Below are 20453 nucleotides of genomic sequence, written 5' to 3'. Positions count from 1 at the left end.
TTCTAAAGTAAGAATTCGATTCATTTCCAGGAAGTTCGCTTGTCTGGATTAAATTTTTACTGGTAGAGATTATTTCATTAATGAACACAGCTATGTCAAAGCAACCAGCTGCAGAGCAGAACGATCAAATCGAAATCGAATTGTCCGAAGAAATGGCAGAGGGTACTTATTCGAATCTGGCCATTATCTCGCATTCCCAAAGCGAATTTGTTATTGATTTTGTACGATTAATGCCTAACGTTCCTAAAGCAAAAGTAAAATCACGTGTAATCATCACGCCCGACCATGCCTTGCGGTTGATGCATGCCTTGCAGGATAACCTGGCTAAATACGAAGAAAACTACGGCCCCATTAACGAAGGTGGCGGGCATTCCGGTTTTCAACTTCCCTACACGGGTCCCGTAGGAGAAGCTTAATCAAACGGCTGGCGATTGCTGGCCGTTTTTGTTTGGGGGGAAGATTGGTAGAGTTTAATAAACCTCCAAAGTACTGGTAGATCATTCAATAACTTCATGCTGGGGTTGAAAGTATATCCCTATCCTGCCGTTGCCAGCTTTTTCGCTGGCAACAGGTGTTACTTGAGGTGTCTCCCTCAGATAGATCATTCAATCCCAACCAGACCGGGCTTATCCATCAGGAAACCCGGGGTTATCCGTATTGAATCTCGCTGGAGTTGAAAGTATATCCTTATCCTGCCGTTGCCAGCTTTTCCGCTGGCAACAGTGTTACTTGAAAGACTCCTTCAAATAGATCATTACAATCCCAACCAGACTGGGCTCATCCATTAGGAAATCCCGGGTTGACACCCGGGGCTATTCATATTGAACCCCGCTGGGGTTGAAAGTTGAACGATTTGCAAGTCCAGAGGACTTGAATAACCCCAGTCTGGATAGCACCGTATGCTAATGCATAAAATAAAAATCATTTCAAAAACCGAAGAAAGGCCCCAAACCTGCGTTTGCTTAGGTATTCCAGATCTTCTTCAAAAGCATAGGCTTCCTTTTCAAAACTAATAGCCCGGTAAGCAGCGTGATGAGACTTACCTTTCAATCGATGGTAATAATACTCGCTAATGTACCAGAGATAAAAGGGCAAAATCAGCCACTCCGCCTGTTGACGAATATGAATGCGTTCATGATTCATCAGCGAGGCTGAGGGACGGGGCGTACTAACAATAATAAACGGCCAAAGGGTAATACCATTCACCCCAAGCCCCGGCCAATAAAGCGTTAATGGCCATCCGGTATACTTTAGAAGTCTGATTTTCAGGTTTGTGTATAGTGTTTAGAGTTTTGTGTTTAGCGTTGATGCTAAGAGGTAAGGTTGCTCAAAATGGATACTTACCGACATGAAGAAAAGAGTTATTAGTGATATTACAATAAACTCTGAACCGCAGCGGCGGCCGCTCAAAACCCTAAACCGTAGCGGCGGTCACTCAAAACCCAAAACTCCAACTTATCTTTGCATCATCATCTGAGGGAAGCCTCTTCATTCATTTCTATTATTCTTACATGTTTAATCCCGGTGTTCGGTTTGGCCTATTGGGCGGCGGCCAGTTAGGTCGTATGCTCCTACAGGTTGCCATTGATTTTGACTTATCCATTAAAGTACTTGATCCTGATGCTCAGGCTTCCTGTGCGGAAATCGCCCCTGAATTTGTGGTAGGGTCTTTTCAGGATTTTGATACCGTCTATGCGTTTGGTAAAGACCTGGAAGTAATAACAATTGAAATTGAGGCAGTGAATCTCGATGCCCTGAAAAAGCTGCAAAGCGAAGGCGTTCGGGTATTTCCTCAGCCCGAAATTGTTGAGATTATTCAGGACAAACGCCTGCAAAAACAATTCTACCGCGATCATAACCTGCCTACTTCTGATTTTGTGTTAGTCGAAAATCAGGCAGATGCCCGTCGTCACGCAGATTTTCTGCCTGCTTTTAATAAGTTGGGGAAAGGCGGTTACGATGGTCGTGGCGTACAAAGAATTGCTACGGCTGCTGATTTCGACAAAGCATTCGATGCTCCGGGGTTATTGGAAAAAGCCGTTGATTTTGAAAAGGAATTAGCCGTCATCGTCGCTCGTAATGAGCGGGGAGACGTCAAGACATTCCCTACTGTAGAAATGGTTTTCCATCCCGAAGCTAACATGGTGGATTATCTGTTTGCTCCGGCCTCGATTCCCGCTGAAGTAGATGCCCGGGCTCAGTTTATTGCCAGCCGTACAGCCGAAGCTTTTGGCATTGTGGGTCTTCTCGCCGTTGAAATGTTCTTAACCAAAGACGGCGAAATTCTCATTAACGAAGTAGCTCCCCGTCCGCATAACAGCGGGCATCATACGCTGCGGGCTAACGACGTAAGTCAGTTTGAGCAGCACTTACGGGCTGTATTGAACTGGCCTTTGGGCGACACAAAAGCCCATTCCTATGCGGCTATGATTAACCTGTTGGGAGCTGAAGGCTACGAAGGCGAAGCTAAGTATGAAGGCATGGAGAACCTGCTGGAAACCCCCGGCGTGCATCCTTTCCTCTATGGCAAAAAAATTACTAAGCCTTTCCGCAAAATGGGCCATATTACCGTCGTAGACAAGGAACTTGAAACGTTGAAAAAGAAGGTAGAAGCCCTTAAAAACGCCGTTCGCATCATCTCATAAATCTAGTTTTTAGTTGTTTGTTAAGGGTTGTTAGGAAAAGTGAAGACTTTAACTTTCATCAGCTAACAACAAACAACCATCAACCGATAACTCAAATAAAATGGTAGGTATTATCATGGGCAGCATTTCTGACTTGAAAGTCATGCAGGAAGCTGTCGACGTATGTAATGAATTTGGAGTAGCTTACGAAATTGACATCGTTTCGGCTCACCGTACACCTCTGAAAATGATTGAGTACGCTCAGCAGGCCCGTCAACGGGGTGTAGAAGTGATTATTGCGGGTGCCGGCGGAGCTGCTCACTTGCCCGGCATGGTGGCTGCTGTGACGACTTTACCTGTTATCGGCGTTCCGGTGAAATCTTCCAATTCTATTGACGGCTGGGATTCGGTTCTTTCCATTTTGCAAATGCCCGGTGGCGTACCTGTCGCAACGGTGGCTTTAAATGGAGCAAAAAATGCCGGAATTCTGGCCGTTCAAATTATTGGTGTAGCAAATAAAGAAATCGCTGATAAATTACAGGCGTATAAAATTTCGTTAGAAGCCAAAGTGGCCGAAATGAGTCAGCAGGCCCGCGAAGGATTACCGCCGGTATAAAACAAAAAGGGTACTTCCGGGATTTACTAATTAATCATTCAGCCCCAATCTTAACGTATGGAAGAGCGAAACCAACGACCCAAAGAAGGTTCCAGTTTACCCACAATTACGCTGGGAGTATTGGCTATTATCGTAGCGGCTTTACTTTACATTGGTTATGCTTACTTTATGGATGAGGACGCCGTAACGCTAACGCCTCAGAAAGTAGAAAAGTCGGCGGTTACCGAAAACACTGCCGATAACATGGATTCGGACGTTCCCACGCCTACGGCTGTTGAGCCCGAGGCCATTGACGCTACACCTTCGGCAGCTACTACCAGTACGAGCTCGGAGGAAGCAGCTTCGGAATCCAAGCAAACGGCTAAAACTGCTGAGGTAAAAAAAGAGAAAGCTTCCGAAACGAAAGTAGCCAAGACCGAAGAAACTAAATCGGTTAGCTCCAGGGGTGGAAATATTTCTTATAAAGTAACCGGTGGCCAGACCTTCTATAGCGTGGCTACTAAATACGGATTATCCGCTAGTCAGCTTAAGTCGGCAAACCCCGATGTGGACCCTGACAAATTACAGGCAGGAAAAAGTCTGAAGATTCCCGTTTATGCCACACATACGGTAGGGAAGGGAGACATTTTGCGGGTAGTTGCTGAAAAATACGGCGTTTCTGTAGATGCCCTGATGAAGGCCAATGGAAAGACGAAAAACTACGTAGAGAAGGGTGAAAAGTTAATTATTCCTTATCCTAAAAAATAACCTAAGCTCTTCTAATTGTTCCAAAAAATGCGGCTTTACCCCGGTAACGCCGCATTTTTTATTACTAAACAAGCAGATGGATTTATAAAAATTTTGAAAATAGGGGCTTTGGTGGTTTTGATTTTCCGAAAACTTAGCGTAAGTTTGAACATCATTTATTGTTTTCATGGCTTTTACGGGAAAGACTCGGTGGAATCCGCCGGGTTTTTTTATTTCCAAGGTTTTGCAAAATTTGCAAACTACTTTCATCTGCCGTCCGGATTTCTGCCTGCACTTCTCGCACCCCCTTCTACTAAGGTTAGCGTACCTTAGGCCATTTTCTTTCAGTCGCAAGCGTGGATGATTCCCCTGAAAAGCTTACCAGTCATTTCACTAGTAGCCATGGTTACCGCTGTTGGCTTTTCCACCAAGTGAACACCATAAAAAAACGGCAACCCTTTGCAGAGTTGCCGATGCATGGCGGTAAACTTTACTAGTTAGATTATTTGCGAGCGGCAGCTTCTTCTTCCGTCAGATAAATGTAACGAACAGAAGCAGCAGTCGTGATGCGAACGGGATGAACAACCATCCGATCTGCACTAGCAACGGTCAGAGAGTAATCGCCGTCGGGCAATTGACTCAAGTCCATTTTTTGAGCTACGTGCGTTTCGTTTTTAGAAACATACTGCTCATTGATGATATTGTTTTTATGATCACGGACGGTAATCGTTAAACGCTGACCCGCTTGTTTATCAACGAAGCAGTAGAATTGCGTAGCATTTTTACCCTTGAACACGTTCGTGTGAAAGGTAGCTTCCTTCGCTTCTTTATCTGTACCAGGATTCTTTTCGATGTCTGAAGCCTGAGCAACAAATGAACTTAAAGAGAATACTAAAGCGAGTGACTTGATGATGTTTTTCATGGCTATGATATGTAACAAAAATGGTCTTCGCGGCTAGAAGATGTTTTAATAGAAAATGTTGAAAGTAAAGTTTATTAGAACAAACAGGGCGACGAAATAATATTCTGTTAACATTGGCTCGTCTCCGGGCCTGCTGTATTCTTATAACGCTGGCAAAGGTAAGATTGTTAGCACGAAATGAACAAATATTTTTATATAAATTTTTGATTATCAGTAAGTTGAATAAGTAAAATACAATTTTTCCCAAAAGATGAGTATAGCTGTTTACAAATTGCCGTATTTACGAATAACATTAAAAACGAAATTATATTCTGTTTTGGCTATTGCCGGGAAGGGAGCTGTTGGGAAGACATTTGCTTTATCCACATAAAAATAAAGTCTCTAATCTTAGTAGATTAAAGACTTTATTAGTAGGAAAATTGTATTTTATTAAGGCTTGTCCCAGAAGACTCGGGTCTCTAAATCATCAGGTCCCTGACGGCTCACGGCTACATTATAGTTCTCGGCATTTACAGACTGCTCTAAGATCGGGTAGGTAAGTCGCCGGATGAAATCTCCCGTAATGGTTCTGCCAGGATATTTATTGGGTGTTAAGACGGGAAAACCGCTTCTTCGCCAGTTGGCGAAAGCTTCCGGGCCGTTCAGGAAAGAAGCGACCCAGTACTGCGTATTAATCTGCTGAAGACCCGTCGCTGCCACGTAAGGTTGAGCCGCCAGGTAGGTATCAATGGCAGACTGAGGAATGGTCGCTGAGGCATCATAACTACTCATTTGGGCCATGTGAGCCGTAACGCCCGCCTGATAAAAATTAGCGGCACTGCCCGTAATCCAGCCCCGTTGAGCCGCTTCCGCTAGTAGTAACTGCGTTTGAGCGTGAGTAAGGTAAAAGTTAGGACCATCCACTTTTCCCAGCGTCCGCCGATTGACCTGCGAGTAATTCCATCCACCCGAGGGCACTCTTCCGGGAAAGTTGGGAGCCGTGGCAATCGAGCCGTCGTCGTAGCCGTAGGGCATGCCAATCTGATTGGCTGCCGTGCGATCTACCGTAGTTTGTTCGGGATTTTTACTGGGTTCTCCGTAACGAGCCGCAATGACCGTCAGGCGGGGGTCATTGGTTGTTTTTAGGAAATTCACGAAAGGAGCTCCCAAATAGAAATTGGCTTTTTCGGTATTATTCCAGAGGTTCCCCAGCGGATTGGTATAAATGCTAGTGTACTGAATTTTGACGTTGTCGTCGTTGGATTGAAAAACACCACCCTGAAAAGCTTTCTGGACGATACTTTGGGCTTTGGCCGCATCTACTTTAGTATAACGCATGCCAATTCTCAGCATGAGCGAATAGGCCAGTCTCCGCCATTGGGCAATATTCCCCTGATAAAACAAATCTCCGGTTTCAATTCGCTTGCTGGCGTTCAGTCCCGCAATAGCCTGGTCGAGTTCCTTCACCAGATCCGTATAAATTTCCGCCTGAGGATCATACTTAGGTAACTTGTTTCCGCTAATAAAGGCTTTACCTGCATCGAAATAAGGTACATCCCCATACGTATCTACCAGCACCTGAAATACATAAACCCTCCAGATTCGGGACATGTGGTAGAGGTTGCTGCGGGTGCTATCGTTCTGGGTCTGGTTCATCACGGCGGTAAGTAGCTTGATGGGACCATTATTGCCATTATTGGTTCCGCTGTAGAGATAAAGCCAATTCACCCGCGTGTTGTCGCGGTTATCCTGATTGAAGTTAGCTCCGGTATTCAGACCTCCAAACGGGGTATTGGTCTGTTGAACAATAGCCGATTCATAGAACATGGTCTGAGAGGCCAGGGTCGTATTGAGCTGAGCATTGGAAAACAAATACAAAGGATCAATGCTGGTAGACTGAACCGGGTTTGTGTTAATACTTTCGAAGTTTTTATCGCAACTGATCAAACCAGTGGCCAGAGCGACAAGAGCCAGTATTTTTTTCATGGAGATTAGAATTTCAGGTTCAGATTCATGCCGTAACTGCGGGTAGTAGGCAGGGTGTGCGTTTCAATACCCTGAATGTTATCCGAGGCTCCGTTAACGGCTTCTGGATCAAGGTTAGGCAGGTGCTTTTTAATCAGCAGGACGTTATTACAAAGGGCAGAAAGGCTTAAGGACTTCACAAATCCTTTATTCAGGAAGCGGGAAAGATCATAACTCACCGAGAGCGAACGCCACCGAATGAAGCTGGCATTATACACGAAGCGTTCTGCATTATTGGTACTGCGGTAGCTGGAGTAAAAATCCTCGGCTTCTACCCGCGTGGTATTAGGGGCTCCTTCGGCGGTTACGCCTTCAAATAATACACCACCTTCCCGACCAACTAATGATTCTTTAGAAAGTCCGTGACGCAGGAAATTCAGGTTTGAATTCGAGATGATTTTATGACCGCCCTTAAAGTCAATTTGCGTGAAGATTTTAAAGCCCGCTACATTGAACGTGTTAATCCAGCCGCCCGTGTATTTGGGGATGGCACTTCCAAAAGTGGTAATAGGGCCCGCCACGGGTTTACCGCCCGCGGTAATGATTCTTCCCTGATTGTCGCGTTTGTAAGCAATGCCTCGTAGCGATGCCATCGGCATGCCGACTTCGTGCCATACTTCGCCGAAGAAATCTCCCTGACCTACTTTTAAACGAGCCTGACCGTCGGCCAGAGCCAGTACTTCACTTTGGTTATAGGTAAAGTTAAAAGTCGTTTCCCAAGTGAACTTTTCCTTTTTCACCGGAACCAGCGTGAGTAGGACTTCAATTCCCTTGTTACGCAGCTGACCCACGTTCACTTTGGATTTGTTATAACCTGAAGCCGTCGAAATATCTACGTTGAGAATTTCATCGACTGTCTTTTTATTATAGTAAGCTACATCCAGATTGATCCGATTATCGAGTGTTCGGAACTCCAGCCCCAGTTCAGCTTCTTTTACCTTGAGTGGCATCAGGTTATTATTGGGACTAACATCGGTAGCAATATAGCCCAGAGCTTGCCCCTGGATGGAGTTGGCATTCAGGTTGTAATACAAATTGTTTTGATACGGATCGGTATCTCCGCCGACTTCAGCGTAAGCCGCCCGGACTTTCATGAAATTCATCCAGCGTGGGCGTTCTTTGAAGGCATCACTGAGCACAAAACTGGCACTCACACTAGGGTATAGGTAACTATTCGATTGCGGGTTCAGGGTAGAAAACCAGTCGTTGCGGGCCGTAGCATTTAAAAACAGGAAGTTTTTATAGGAAAGCTCCGCTACGCCGTAGAGAGAATTGACCTGCTTGCGGGTATAGGCATACTGGGGTTCTTTATTCTGACCATTCATGATGGTGTACAGATCCCGAATGTAGAAGTTAGTGGCCGAAACGTTACTGTTGGTATAAATCTGCTGGAGCGAGTTGCCTCCCAGCGTTATATCCAGTCCGAAAACGCCTAATTTATGCGTTGATCCGATCAGAAAGTCCAGATTTCGCTCACGGAAGGTAGAGATTTCCTGATAGAAGTAACCGTTAAAGCCAGTAGCCGCGGCGGCTAGGGATCGCGTACCCGTAGGGCGGTTAAAATCATAAGGACGCGTGAAGTAATCCTGGCCAATCCGGCCCTGAGCGTAGAGCCAGTCCGTGAGTTGATAGCGAACGGAAGCATTACCAAAAATCCGATCCCGGCGTACGTGTTCAAAGCGGTCGTAAGCCACCCAGTAAGGGTTATTGCGGTTGGTAAAACGAGAGGTAGCCAGCTCAAACCCATTCGCATCGTATCGGTTATCCTCCAGCGTTTTCATCGCTACCGATGTGGCTGTGGTATAGACCGTAGTATTGGCGTTCAGATCCTGCAAACCAATCTGGGGCGGGTTATGATTGTATTCGTTGGAATAGTTAGCATTCAACTGTACCGAAAGTTTTGGGGTGAAATTGTAATTAAGCCCCAGATTCAAGATCTTCTTATGGTAATCGGAGTTAGGCATGATCGAGTTGGCATCCATGTTGGAAAATGAAATGCGGAACCCGCCTTTTTCATTACCGCCCGATAAAGCCACGGAGTTATTCCAACTGGTTCCAGTCCGGTAAAAATCCCGAATGCGGTGTCGCTGGGCCAGATAAGGGCGTTGTACCCCGTCGAACTGATAGGTCGGCTTGCCATCGAATCGTTCTCCGAAGCTAAACACGCCCGAGCTTTGAGCATCTCCCACGCTTTGGGGCCGTTTGCCGTATTCCCCCTGACCGTATTCATATTGAAAATCAGTATAGTCGAGGGCCCGTTCGGCGATAAAGTTGGAATTGACTTCTACACCAATACCCTGGCCGGTTTGGCCCGTTTTAGTGGTAATTACGATGGCTCCATCCTTCGCCCGAAAGCCGTATAACGCCGCAGCGGTTGAACCTTTTAAAACGGTAATGCTCTGAATATCATCCTGATTAATACTTTGTAACCCATCGCCGCCGTCGGAAGCTGAGCCACTTCGGTTTGTAGTTCCATCGCTATCCCCCTGACGGCTGGAAAAATTAGAGTTGTTGATGGGAACGCCGTTGACGATGATTAAAGGAGAGTTATCGCCTTTAAACGAAGACTGCCCCCGAATTCGGATTTTAGAAGTTCCACCGGGCCCGCCTGCCGGAGCCGTCACGTTCACCCCCGCTACTTTTCCCTGTAGACTATTACCCAAATTGACCGTACGATTGGTAGTGATCTGATCGGTATTGACGGTGGAAGTAGAATAGCCCAGTTTTTTAGCCTCTTTTTTAATTCCCAAAGCCGTGACCACCACTTCAGAAAGCGAGGTCGTACCTGCTTTCAGGGTGATGTCCACTACGCTTTGGCTGGAAAGGCTTACTTCAGCGGGCAGATACCCAACGGAAGTAAACACCAGTACGCCAGTCGTGTTATCCGGCACATTGAGTGAATACTGCCCTTCGGCGTTGGTGGTCGTACCAATGGAAGTATTTTCCTTTAAACGAACGTTAGCCCCGGGAATGGGCTGGCCGTTTTCATCACTGACTTTTCCGGTAATGATAACTTTGGGAATGCGTACCTGATTGGCCTGAGGCAAGGGAATAACGGCCTCGGTAGTGTTTTTTCTCTTGAGAATAATTTGAGTACCAACGACTTCATAATTCAGTCGCAGGGGTTGAAGCAGCCGTTCCAGTACTAGTGTTAATTTTTCATCAATGACCGAAATAGAAACTTTTCGGCGGGCTCCGATGAGTTGTGGACTGTAGGAAAATTTGACATCCGCCAGTTTTTCCAGTTGCAAAAGCACCGAGCTAATGTCGTCCTGATCGGCTTTAAGAGTTACTTTCCGGTCAAGAATGTCCGCTCCTGGGCCAGCCAGTAAGGGCAGGTTAACTAGCAAACTCAGCATCAGGCAGCAGTAAAGCCACCATTGATTTCTCCTTGGAAGTAAGGATGAATTCATACGTTTTGGAGGTTTAGAAGTAAAAGTCCACAGCCCCATTGATCGGACATTCGCCGTCAGATAAAAGGCATGGGGTACGCGAGAACGAGTAATTAGGTTTTAACGAGTAATTAGGTTTTGTTGAGAACCTTTATGGCAACCTGGCGAAGGCAGCGTAGGGCAATAATTTTCAGGAATGGAAAGGAGAAGAAACCTAAACCCCCTTTCCACGAGGGAAAGGGGTTAGGACTGTTCATAGGTGCTTACGGAGTAAGCGGTTTAGAGGTTAAGCTACTGTACTGGTATTGAATAATAAGGCTTTAGTTAGAGGGAACAACCTTCGCCGGAGATGACAAACTGAGCGTCTACGACCTGATAGCGGGCTTCAATGCTTTTGGTAATAATCTCCATTTTCTGATACAAAGGTTCATCACTTAAGTCGGCATTCAACTGGCAATGGCGGAAGGTATCTTCATCATAGATAATGTGTACACCGTACGCTTTTTCGATGGCCGAGAACACGTCTTTCACACTGGCATTTCGGAAGACGAAAGCGGAACTAGCGGATTTCGCCAAAACGGAGGGCTGAGTAACCAGTGATTTAACCATGCGAACCTGCTCGCGAGAGTAAACAATCTGTTGATTAGGCGTTAAGACCAGCCCTTCCAACTCGGTAGATTCGGCTTTCTCTTTGGCCTGCTGATCTGACTGAGCGTAAACAGAAACCCTTCCGGTCTGTACCATTACGGTAACTTTCTGATCTTTAGGAAAAGCACTGACTTTAAAACTGGTACCTAATACCTTGGTGACAATTTCATTGGCATAGACAAAAAAGGGCTGTTTAGGATTTTTAGCTACTTCGAAAAAAGCTTCGCCGGATAAAAAGACTTCCCGTTTGGAAGACTTGAATTGCTGAGGGTAACTCAGCCGACTGCCCGGATGTAAAAGCACAGAGCTGCCATCCTGGAGGGCAATAGTTTGGACGTGATCCGTAGTATTTACCCATTCCTTTAAAGCCTGATCTGCATGAGCTACATTGTGCTGATAGCTCTGATCCTGACGGGCATACCAATACCCGGCCCAACTAATCAAAAAAGCGAGGCAGGCAGCCGATGCCCATACCCAACGCTGACGATAGAAAGGTTTTACGCCAGTTACCGGATGAGTGATTCGGTGATTGATTTCCTGCCAGCTATGTTCGATTTCTTCGGAGGGAATTACCGGATTTTGCTCCCTGACCACTGTTGCTAGTTGCAGAATCATCTCTGCCGCCTGACGAATGGTTTCAGTCTGCTCGGGGTATTTGGTCAGGTAATCGTACCAGAACTGGCGAGTCAGTTCGTCGGGTTTTTGAACCCATTTGCGGAAGTACGAGTCTTTCACAAAATCCTCCCGACTAAAGTTCTGATAGTTCATCTGTTGAGCAATTTGACATCAAGAGGCAGCAAGGGTGGGTTTTAACTCAGTAAATAGGAAAAAAAATATAAAAAATTTACTTATTAGGCTTTTTGTAAATTTAAAATACTGATTTACAGTGATTTAATAAAAGTGCTATTTTGAATTAAAAGCTGTCTAAAATTTATAATCAAAGAACTTAATACGAATCGGACCTCTTTCAATTTTGACCAATTAGGTTTCCTCCCTTGGCTCTGGCCGATGTTAGCAGGTCTGTTTGGGTTGGGAAAAGTTGCTCTCTGACCCCTACTGGTTCGCAGTCTAGCGGCCAGAGGCCTAGAGCTAGGTAGTCATTCGGCTAGAGCCGAGCGACGGCAGGGAGCGATGGCAGAAATTTCGCTGTTAATAACGGTGTCCCCGGATTTTATCCGGGGCTACTGATATTGAACCCCGCTGGGGTTGTTGTTACAATAGGTTTAGGGCAAATAACTCTGGAGGGCTTCAACGTGGATAGCTCCGGTCTGGATGGACCCCGGCTGGATAGACCCCGGCTGGATAGACCCGGATGAAATTCGGGGACTTATAATCAAGAAAAAGGCCGCTCAATTGAGCGGCCTGGGGCAATAAACAAGGATAATCCTAATTTATCAAAAACGTTTGAGTGCCATTTCAGATACGGTCAACCCAATGGATAAGGAGGAGGTGGCCGCCGGGGAAGGGGCATTGAGTACATTAATCACCTTAGCGTCTTCCAGAATTGAGAAATCATCGAGCAGACCACCCGTTCGGTCACAAGCCTGAGCTCGCACGCCCGCACCACCGGGAATGAGATCGTTTTCCTGAATATCGGGGATCAACTCCTGTAACGCTTTCGTGAAAGCCGCTTTGGAGAAGCTTCGATACATTTCTCCCAGGCCCGTTTGCCAGTATTTAGCGGCTACTTTCTGAAAGCCCGGCCAGGAAAAGGTTTCGTAGAGTTCCTTAAAATCAATATCTAACTTTTTATACCCCTCGCGGCGGAAAGCCAGCACGGCATTAGGTCCTGCTTCCACACCACCGCCAATCATGCGGGTAAAGTGAACGCCGAGGAAGGGGAAATTCGGATCAGGAACGGGGTAAATCAAATTACGCACCAGATGCTCGCGTTCGGGTTTTAACTGGTAATACTCACCACGAAAGGGGGTAATGCGAACGTTAACGGGCTGATCCTGACTAAATTGAGCGACTTTATCGGAATACAAACCTGCACAGTTAATGACGAGTTTGGTCTCGTAAGAAGCTTTTTCGGTCTTGACGATACTAATGGTTGAGCCCTTGGTGATACCAATGACTTTTTCACTGAGGTGAATTTGCCCACCTAAGGCCTGAAATTTTTCGGCGTATTTTTCAGTAACTGTTTTATAATCAATAATTCCCGTGTAAGGAACTTCCATGGCTGCTACGCCGGAAACGTAAGGCTCAATTTCCTTCATTTCTCCCAGACTGATCTTGCGAATCTTGGTGAGACCGTTCTGTTGCCCGCGATCATAAAGGTTGTTAAGCAAAGGGATTTGCTCATTTTTAGTCGCCACAACGATCTTTCCGCAGAGATCAAAGGGGATGCCTTCTTTGCGGACAAAATCCAGCAGCATATCATACCCCCGGATACAATTGGTAGCTTTTAAACTACCGGGTTTATAATACAATCCCGAGTGAATCACGCCCGAATTGTGGCCAGTCTGATGGGCGGCAACGTGATTTTCTTTCTCCAGGAGAAGAATATTCAGATCGTAGCGTTGGCGTTTGAGTTGCAAAGCCGTCGCCAGCCCCACAATCCCTCCACCAATCAAGGTTATGTCGTAAACCATGGGAGGAATGAGTTTAGGGTTTTGAGTTTAGGGTTTGGAGTTATTTGTTGATTAACTCGAAACCCTAAACTCAAAACTCCAAACATTTAAGAGTTGCTTACTTCAGGTTCCTTTTCGATTCCGGCCAGGTGACGGGTGTCGTTACCGAGTTCGAGGGTGAAATTACCCGTATTGTAATCGTACCGGATTTTATACAGACACAGATTAGAGTGTTCCCAATGATCCATCTCCGATAAAGGTTCCTTGAATAAATGCGTTAACAAAATCCGAATAGCCCGACCGTGCATACAAACCAACACCTGCTCTTCTTCAGGACGACTGATGATGTGTTCAATGACGGGAATCTGACGATTGAGGACGCTCAGCGGACTGTCGCCTCCAATGGCGGATACATCGACGTTGCCAATCCGCCAGTTGTAGATCATGCTACGGTAATAGTCGTCTTCGGTGTAATGGGGCGTTTTACCTTCCATATCTCCCCAACCAAACTCATTCAAACCCGCATGTTGTTCGTAGGGAATGCCTGCGTCAATGAAGTCCTGAACCGACTGAACCGTACGTTTAAGAGCCGAAGTATAGATGCGTTGGAAAGGTACTTGCTGGTAAGCTTCATAAAAGGCATGAGCCTGAGCCCGACCGCGGTCGTTCAAATCAGAGTCAACGCCTGAGCCCTGAACAATTCCTAATCGGTTATATTCCGTTTCTCCGTGCCGTACCAGATAAATTATTTTCAAAGCTGTCAAGGGGGTGTAAGGCCTGAGCCCTAGTTTAAAGTAACGTGGAAATCACTTGCCCAATTGCTAACACTCTTGAGATGAGAACCATCTGCTTTGAGCAAAATTTCCGCAAAAGTACGGATTATCAAGCGAGTGTCTACCTATGGGCTTGTATAAAATGCTAGTATTTTCAATGAACGGATGTATTTTTCACGAAAAACGGATCATCCTTATCCTGGAAAAGTGAACTCTGGTAGGAGTCTAAGCTTTTCATAAGCGTTTGTCTATGATGTTATTTCAAAAACAATTAACACCCGAAGCCCTTAATCGCCTCAATGCCAGCTCGGCTGCCGGTCACCTGGGGATTGAGTTTACGGAGGTCGGCCCTGATTACCTGATGGCTCGAATGCCGGTGGATCATCGTACCCGGCAACCCTTCGGCGTACTGCACGGAGGAGCCTCGGTATTACTAGCCGAGACGCTGGGAAGCGTAGCGGCCTATGCTAGTATAGGAGAAGGAAAAATAGCCGTAGGGTTGGACATCAATGCCAATCACCTGCGAGCAGTGAAAGAGGGCTTTGTGTATGCGAAAGCCCAGCCCATTCACGTGGGACAAACCACACACGTCTGGGAGATTCGTATTACTAACGAAAAAGAGCAGCTCATTTGTATCAGCCGGATTACAATGGCGATTTTAGATCAAAAGGGCTAAGAAAACGTTTGCTTTATGACCTATTTTAACTCCGCATTGCATACGGGGCTATTCATAATTTAACCCCGATGGAGTTATGCAAGAAACAGCAAAAATCAAACTTCATGAAAGTTCGAAACTTTCATGAAGTTTGGTAAACAGCTAACAACCGCTAACAACTAACAACTAACAACAATAACTCCCTAACCTAAAGCTTCTTAATCCGCTCTTCCAGTTGATCGGGCGTCATTTTTACTTTATCGGGATGTTTTTTAAGCCAATCGCGGAAGGTTTGGATAATGGCAGCCGACCACTTCATATCGATTTCTCCGGGCGTGTATTTACCTTCCCGTAGCATCTGATGGCCAAAATCATCCTGAAGGGCAATCCACTCCGAGGAAGTAATGACCTTCTCGGCCAGGTGAGCGGGAATGAATATTACCCCTTCGGTTTTTCCTAAGATCAAATCGCCCGGTAATACGGTGGCCCGGCCAATGCGGATGGGATAATTGATGCCCGTCATGAGCATATCCTTAATGAACGAAGGATCAAACCCGCGAACAAAGCCAGTAAAACCCTGAATGGCCTCCAGTCCTTCCAGGTCCCGAACGCTGCCGTCGAATACGACGCCCGTTTTCGATTTAGCATAAATGGAGTTACCCAAATTATCACCAATGAGGGTTCCGTCCACTAGTTTTCCATACCCATCTGCTACGTATACATCATTCTCATTAAGCTGGTCGATGGGCCAGGAGTTAGGAGCCCCTTTCCGGTTTTCGGCTTTACCTTTTTCCTTGATAGTGTTTTCCATATCGGGGCGGGCGGGCATGTATTGAGCCGTTAATACCCGTCCGGCTAATACCTGACCAGCATTAATCCGCATCCAGCCCGCTTCGAATTGGTTGGTATAGCCTTCACTGCGAAGTACACCCCAGGCTTCTTCCAGAGAAATGGTTTTGAGTCGTTTCACCAGATCATCGGAGACTCTGGGCCTGCCATCGGGAAAGCGTTCGCCTTTGTACTGAGAGGTATAGGTTTGAATAAGCTCTTTGGGAGCATTAATCTGCTGGGCGGAAACCGCCAGGGTAACGGCCCAGAAGGCGGTTACCAGAAAGCTGACACGAATCATAAGTACGATAGAATTTAGAGGTATGTAAAAGGTAATCAGGCATTAAGAAGCAATAGGCGAAGGCTGGGATTCTACGGGTTCTTCTTCCCGGGGCGGCTTGGTTCGCCACCAGTTCGCCAGCATGGATCCCGTGGTGTTCATTAACGGACCAAACACGGCGGGAGCCAGTCCCGTAGTTGCCAGTTGGCCCATCTGAAGGGCCAAACCCGAGGCCATCCCTGCGTTTTGCATGCCAACTTCAAAAGCCACCGAACGGCTGGATTGCTCGCTAAGTCCCACGAGTCGGCAGCTCCAGTAACCCAGAAAATAACCCAGGGTATTATGCAGAAAACAGGCCAGTACCAGAATCAGCCCTACCTGCAAAAGACTTTGCTGACCAGCGGCGGTAATCACCACAATAATAGTGGTAATACCCGCCATGGAAAGTGAAGAAAGAACCCGATCCATGATTTCCCGTTTTCCACCCGCCAATCGCTGAAAAAGCCAGCCGCCTAATAGGGGCATTCCAATGAACCAGAAGCAATTCCAGCCTACGGTTTCGGCGAAATTGGTAGCTCCTTCCTGAAGGGCGATGGTGTTTTTCAGCAGAATAATTCCCAGATAAACTGCAATCTGGATTACAATACTCCGCTGGCTTTGGCCGGGATAGGCCAGGGCATTAAACAAAAGACCCGCTACGATGGGGAGAATGGTAATATTAAAAATCTCCATTACCATTTTCCAGAAATCAACGGGTAAGAAAGCTCCCGCCAGCACTTGTAATAAAGCAGGCGTTAATACCGGAGAAAGCAGCGTAGAGAAAGCCGTTACCGTAACCGATAGAGGAACATTGGCCCGGGCAATATAAGCCATGACGTTGGAAGCCAGTCCACTTGGCGAGCAGCCTACCAGAATAATACCCGTTGCAATTTCGGGGGGCAATGGAAAGGAAACAGCCAGCAAAAAGCCTACGCTGGGCATAATCAGGTAATGACTGGCAATACCCACCAATACGCCTTTAGGGTTCTTGGCAATACCCGCAAAATCCTCCAGACTTGACTGTGACCCCATGCCGAACATAATGATTTGAAGCAGCGGAATGATGAGTCGTTTTAATTCAAAATCACCCCATTTCAAAAACCATTGCGGCTGATACATGGCTACGGAAACGGCTGATAGAATCAGAACGGTGTAACTAAGACTTGAGGTAGCGGGGGATCGTTTAACCCCCAACGCTAGCAGCAGCAGTCCCCCAACTACGGGCAGGGCCGTCAACTGGCCCGATCCCGTCAGAAATAAGCCCAAAGCAAGCAATAGGCTTATTCCGCTCAGGATCAGAGCGAAAGTGAATAACTTTTTCATAGATAATGTTTAGAGATAAAAATCTTCCCTGAGCTTAGTAAGAATTAAGATTACACAGGAATTACTGCAAAAAAAAGACAATTTTTTCTTGGATAAGATGTATTGTGTGTAACTTTTCGTCGAAAAATTACCTCTAAACTTTATAAAGTACTATGAAAAACATTTTCGACCGCTTTAAGCAGCCGGCCCGGTCGGCTGTTTCCCCGCCTGAAACGTCACCAGGAGCCGACCGTCGGGGATTTATGAAAAAAGCAGCTCTCGGAGGATTAGCTCTAGGCTTACGTTTCGACAATCACATTGAAGAGGAGATGGAGTACATCACCCAGAAAGTCAAGCGGGCTTCTAAACCTTCGGAGCTAAAGATTACCGATTTACGCATTGCTCATTTGCAGGGGGTGCCTTTCAGTAGCCCTGTCATTCGTATCGAAACCAATCAGGGATTAGTAGGATGGGGAGAAGTTCGCGACGGCGGTAGCCCCAAATACGCTTTAATGCTGAAAAGCCGTCTGCTGGGTAAAAACCCCTGTAACGTCGAACAACTGTTCAAGATGATTCGGCCCTTTGGCAATCATGGACGGGCGGCGGGCGGAGTTTGCGGAGTAGAAATGGCCCTTTGGGATTTGGCAGGTAAGGCTTATAACGTACCTGTCTATCAAATGCTGGGTGGAAAGTATCGCGATGAAATCCGGCTTTATGCGGATACCCCCGAAGTGGATGATCCAAAAGCTTTTGGCAAAAAACTCAAGGAAACCCGGCTGGATCGGGGTTATACTTGGCTAAAGATGGACTTCGGCATTGGACTGCTGGCCGATAAACCCGAAATGCTGATTGGAGCGGGTCTGTGGGATATTAAGAATCAGTACGGAAACAGTAAAATAGGTCGGGTAGGTAGTTATGGACTAACCAAACATCCCTTTACCCGGGTGCAGGTGACGGAAAAAGGCATTCAGTACATTGCTGATTACGTGGAAAAGGTGCGTAGCGTAGTAGGTTATGATATCCCTATCTCAGCCGATCACTTCGGTCATTTTGATGTAAATACAGCCATTCGCATTGGAAAAGCAGTGGAAAAATATCAACTGGCCTGGCTGGAAGATCTAGTTCCCTGGTTTTATCACGACCAGTGGCGGCAGATTACCGAAGCCATCGAAACGCCGACGCTCACGGGCGAGGATATTTTCGGTAAAGAAGAATTCATCAAGCTCATTGATGCCAAAGCCGTGGATATCATTCACCCAGATCTGGCGTCGTCAGGCGGCATTCTGGAAACCAAGAAAATTGGGGATTATGCTGAAGAACGCGGCATTCCTATGGCCATGCACTTTGCCGGAACACCCATTTGTATGATGGCTAATGTGCATTGTGCGGCAGCTACGCAGAATTTTATTGCTCTGGAGCACCACGGCGTGGATGTAGTGGGCTGGGAGGATCTGGTGACGGGTATTGATAAACCCTTTACCAATGGTTTCGTAAAAGTTCCTGACAAACCCGGATTGGGGGTGGAATTTAACGAGGACTTTGCCAAGAAGTTTCTCAAAAAAGGCGAGCAGTGGTTTGCCCCAACGGAGGCCTGGAATACTCCGGACTCCTGGGATCGGGACTGGAGTTAATGCGATGATTTAATCAACATTTCGTGGTCATCTTTTCTTTAAAGTTGACCACGAAATCTATCCAACTCAATATGTATGACCGTTTCTACTCAGTCTGACCTGGAGCTTTGGAATGCCTTTCGCCGGGGAGATCTCCAGGCGTATGAAGCCATCTATCGCCGCTACGCTCCAGCTCTTTTTTCCTACGGTAAACGCCTTACTTCGGATTACGATCTGGTCAGGGATGTGATTCAGGACGTATTCGTAGAAATCTGGCAGCGAAGAGAAACCCTTACCGATTTACAAACCATCAAGTTTTACTTATTTCGAGTCCTGAGAAATGCTCTTTCCAGAAATCGGAAGCATTTAATGGATGAAGAGCCGCTGGAATGGGGAGCTCTCTGGTCGCCGGAAACCTGGCTTCCTTCCGTAGAATACACCATTACCGAAGAGGAAGATCGCCAACAACAACTCAACCGGCTTCGGCAGGGGCTCAGTAAGCTTCCCGAACGACAACGCGAAGCATTAATGCTGGCTTTTTTTGATAACCTTTCCAACGAGGAAATCGGCCACATCATGGGTATCCATGTGCAGTCCGTAACCAATCATATCAGTCGGGCTCTCCATTTTCTCAAAGATGTAGTGGTAAGTGGTATCCTGGCCGTATTGTTGGCGAGTTACTAAAAAAGCCCCCAAAAGAGGGGGCCTATGATTGAAGGTAGAATGATGAGCCTTTGGAAAGGCTGTTGCAAAAAAAAGAAAGGAAAAACAGAAATTTGTTAAATCGTGATAAACGGCATATTTCAGGTTTCTACTTAAGAATAAAAAGACTGACGGAATTACGCACGTCTGTAAATTTTGTTAATCCTTCTGGGGTAAACCTTCTACATGTACGGTAAATCCAGGAAGGATGGTTTTTCTGAATCTTAAAAAATTACATCTTTCCTCAGGGGCTATGAGCAGAAAGGCAATCCATTTTCTTACTTCTTTAGAGGTGATAAACGGACTGGCGGAAACTTCCAGTTTGACCTTAGACCCGGTTTTACATCAAACTCAGAAGTTTAGTGAGACTACTAAAAAGGTAGCGACGCCCTTCTCAATGCTGATGCAAAACTAATACTTAGTATTATCCTAGTGTAATGCGAATTTTATAAAATTGTGAAGCCGTTTTTAATAAAATGACAATAGAATGTGGTAAGCATAAATAAAGGCAAAATTTTGTTTCTTTTTTTTTTGGATTTGAAAAATAGAAGCCTTTACCTTTGCGATATGCCAACCCAAAAAGTGGCAAAATTCAATTCCTGATGATCCGATTTGTTTCAAATATTCTCGTGATTATTATTCTCGTACTCATCCGACAATCCGTGTGAGACAGGTTGATATTCACCTTGAAAGACCTTTCTCACATCCCGAGAAAGGTCTTTTTGTTATCTGGTCATCCCCGTCTTAGAATAAGGCAAG

The 20453-nt window shown here is 46.1% G+C and carries 16 protein-coding genes; 7 read left to right on the top strand and 9 right to left on the bottom strand.

Going from position 1 to position 20453, the window contains the following annotated elements; genetic code table 11:
• Positions 1-92 precede the first annotated feature (92 nt).
• Positions 93-416 (top strand): DUF3467 domain-containing protein, encoded by a 324-nt coding sequence (locus QE390_RS05220; RefSeq protein ID WP_106637161.1) that lies wholly within the window; start codon positions 93-95, stop codon positions 414-416.
• A 505-nt stretch (positions 417-921) separates the two neighbouring features.
• Here the strand turns inward: QE390_RS05220 and QE390_RS05215 are convergent.
• Entirely contained in the window at positions 922-1206 is a 285-nt protein-coding gene (locus QE390_RS05215) for a hypothetical protein (protein ID WP_307141348.1), read from the bottom strand.
• A gap of 305 nt (positions 1207-1511) precedes the next feature.
• Here QE390_RS05215 and QE390_RS05210 point away from each other — a divergent pair, with 305 nt between their 5' ends.
• The 3 genes from QE390_RS05210 (at position 1512) to QE390_RS05200 (ending at position 3987) form a co-directional block, all read left to right on the top strand.
• Entirely contained in the window at positions 1512-2645 is a 1134-nt protein-coding gene (locus QE390_RS05210) for a 5-(carboxyamino)imidazole ribonucleotide synthase (protein ID WP_307141347.1), read from the top strand.
• Between the two features lie 100 nt (positions 2646-2745).
• Positions 2746-3240, top strand: coding sequence for a 5-(carboxyamino)imidazole ribonucleotide mutase (purE, locus tag QE390_RS05205; protein WP_106637164.1), 495 nt, complete (start codon positions 2746-2748; stop codon positions 3238-3240).
• Positions 3241-3297: 57 nt separating this feature from the next.
• Positions 3298-3987, top strand: coding sequence for a LysM peptidoglycan-binding domain-containing protein (locus QE390_RS05200; protein WP_307141346.1), 690 nt, complete (start codon positions 3298-3300; stop codon positions 3985-3987).
• Between the two features lie 481 nt (positions 3988-4468).
• On the opposite strand, the gene QE390_RS05195 is transcribed toward QE390_RS05200, so the two are convergent.
• The 6 genes from QE390_RS05195 to QE390_RS05170 form a co-directional block, all read right to left on the bottom strand.
• Positions 4469-4888: a hypothetical protein gene (locus QE390_RS05195; protein WP_307141345.1), complete on the bottom strand. Its 420-nt coding sequence runs from the start codon at positions 4886-4888 to the stop codon at positions 4469-4471.
• Between the two features lie 429 nt (positions 4889-5317).
• Positions 5318-6853 carry a SusD/RagB family nutrient-binding outer membrane lipoprotein gene (locus tag QE390_RS05190; RefSeq protein WP_307141344.1) on the bottom strand — a complete coding sequence of 512 codons (1536 nt, stop codon included), beginning with the start codon at positions 6851-6853 and terminating at the stop codon, positions 5318-5320.
• 5 nt (positions 6854-6858) lie between these two features.
• Positions 6859-10305 carry a SusC/RagA family TonB-linked outer membrane protein gene (locus QE390_RS05185; RefSeq protein ID WP_307141343.1) on the bottom strand — a complete coding sequence of 1149 codons (3447 nt, stop codon included), beginning with the start codon at positions 10303-10305 and terminating at the stop codon, positions 6859-6861.
• 303 nt (positions 10306-10608) lie between these two features.
• The gene (locus QE390_RS05180; RefSeq protein ID WP_307141342.1) at positions 10609-11700 is read right to left on the bottom strand and encodes a FecR family protein; all 1092 of its coding nucleotides are present in this window, start codon (positions 11698-11700) and stop codon (positions 10609-10611) included.
• 626 nt (positions 11701-12326) lie between these two features.
• A complete protein-coding gene (gene lhgO / locus QE390_RS05175) occupies positions 12327-13526 on the bottom strand; it encodes an L-2-hydroxyglutarate oxidase (protein ID WP_106637170.1) in 1200 nt (399 codons plus the stop codon).
• Between the two features lie 86 nt (positions 13527-13612).
• A complete protein-coding gene (locus QE390_RS05170; protein WP_106637255.1) occupies positions 13613-14260 on the bottom strand; it encodes a histidine phosphatase family protein in 648 nt (215 codons plus the stop codon).
• A 271-nt stretch (positions 14261-14531) separates the two neighbouring features.
• Here QE390_RS05170 and QE390_RS05165 point away from each other — a divergent pair, with 271 nt between their 5' ends.
• Positions 14532-14954, top strand: a complete 423-nt coding sequence (locus tag QE390_RS05165) for a hotdog fold thioesterase (protein ID WP_307143533.1) — start codon at positions 14532-14534, stop codon at positions 14952-14954.
• Positions 14955-15141: 187 nt separating this feature from the next.
• Here the strand turns inward: QE390_RS05165 and QE390_RS05160 are convergent, their stop codons facing one another.
• Together QE390_RS05160 and QE390_RS05155 are read right to left on the bottom strand one after the other, a co-directional pair.
• On the bottom strand, positions 15142-16062 hold the full coding sequence (locus tag QE390_RS05160) for an RraA family protein (RefSeq protein WP_307141341.1): 921 nt from the start codon (positions 16060-16062) through the stop codon (positions 15142-15144).
• A gap of 42 nt (positions 16063-16104) precedes the next feature.
• The gene (locus tag QE390_RS05155; RefSeq protein ID WP_307141340.1) at positions 16105-17403 is read right to left on the bottom strand and encodes a bile acid:sodium symporter family protein; all 1299 of its coding nucleotides are present in this window, start codon (positions 17401-17403) and stop codon (positions 16105-16107) included.
• Positions 17404-17555: 152 nt separating this feature from the next.
• On the opposite strand from QE390_RS05155, the gene QE390_RS05150 reads away from it, so the two are divergent.
• Together QE390_RS05150 and QE390_RS05145 are read left to right on the top strand one after the other, a co-directional pair.
• On the top strand, positions 17556-19013 hold the full coding sequence (locus tag QE390_RS05150) for a mandelate racemase/muconate lactonizing enzyme family protein (protein WP_106637173.1): 1458 nt from the start codon (positions 17556-17558) through the stop codon (positions 19011-19013).
• Positions 19014-19088: 75 nt separating this feature from the next.
• Complete coding sequence (locus QE390_RS05145) at positions 19089-19676, top strand: RNA polymerase sigma factor (RefSeq protein ID WP_307141339.1); 588 nt, start codon at positions 19089-19091, stop codon at positions 19674-19676.
• Positions 19677-20453: the final 777 nt, after the last annotated feature.

Origin of the sequence: Siphonobacter sp. SORGH_AS_1065 (genome assembly GCF_030818595.1) — a bacterium.
Taxonomy (GTDB): domain Bacteria; phylum Bacteroidota; class Bacteroidia; order Cytophagales; family Spirosomataceae; genus Siphonobacter.
The sequence above is the reverse complement of the archived record's forward strand: the minus strand, read 5'-3'. Positions and strand labels throughout refer to the sequence as shown.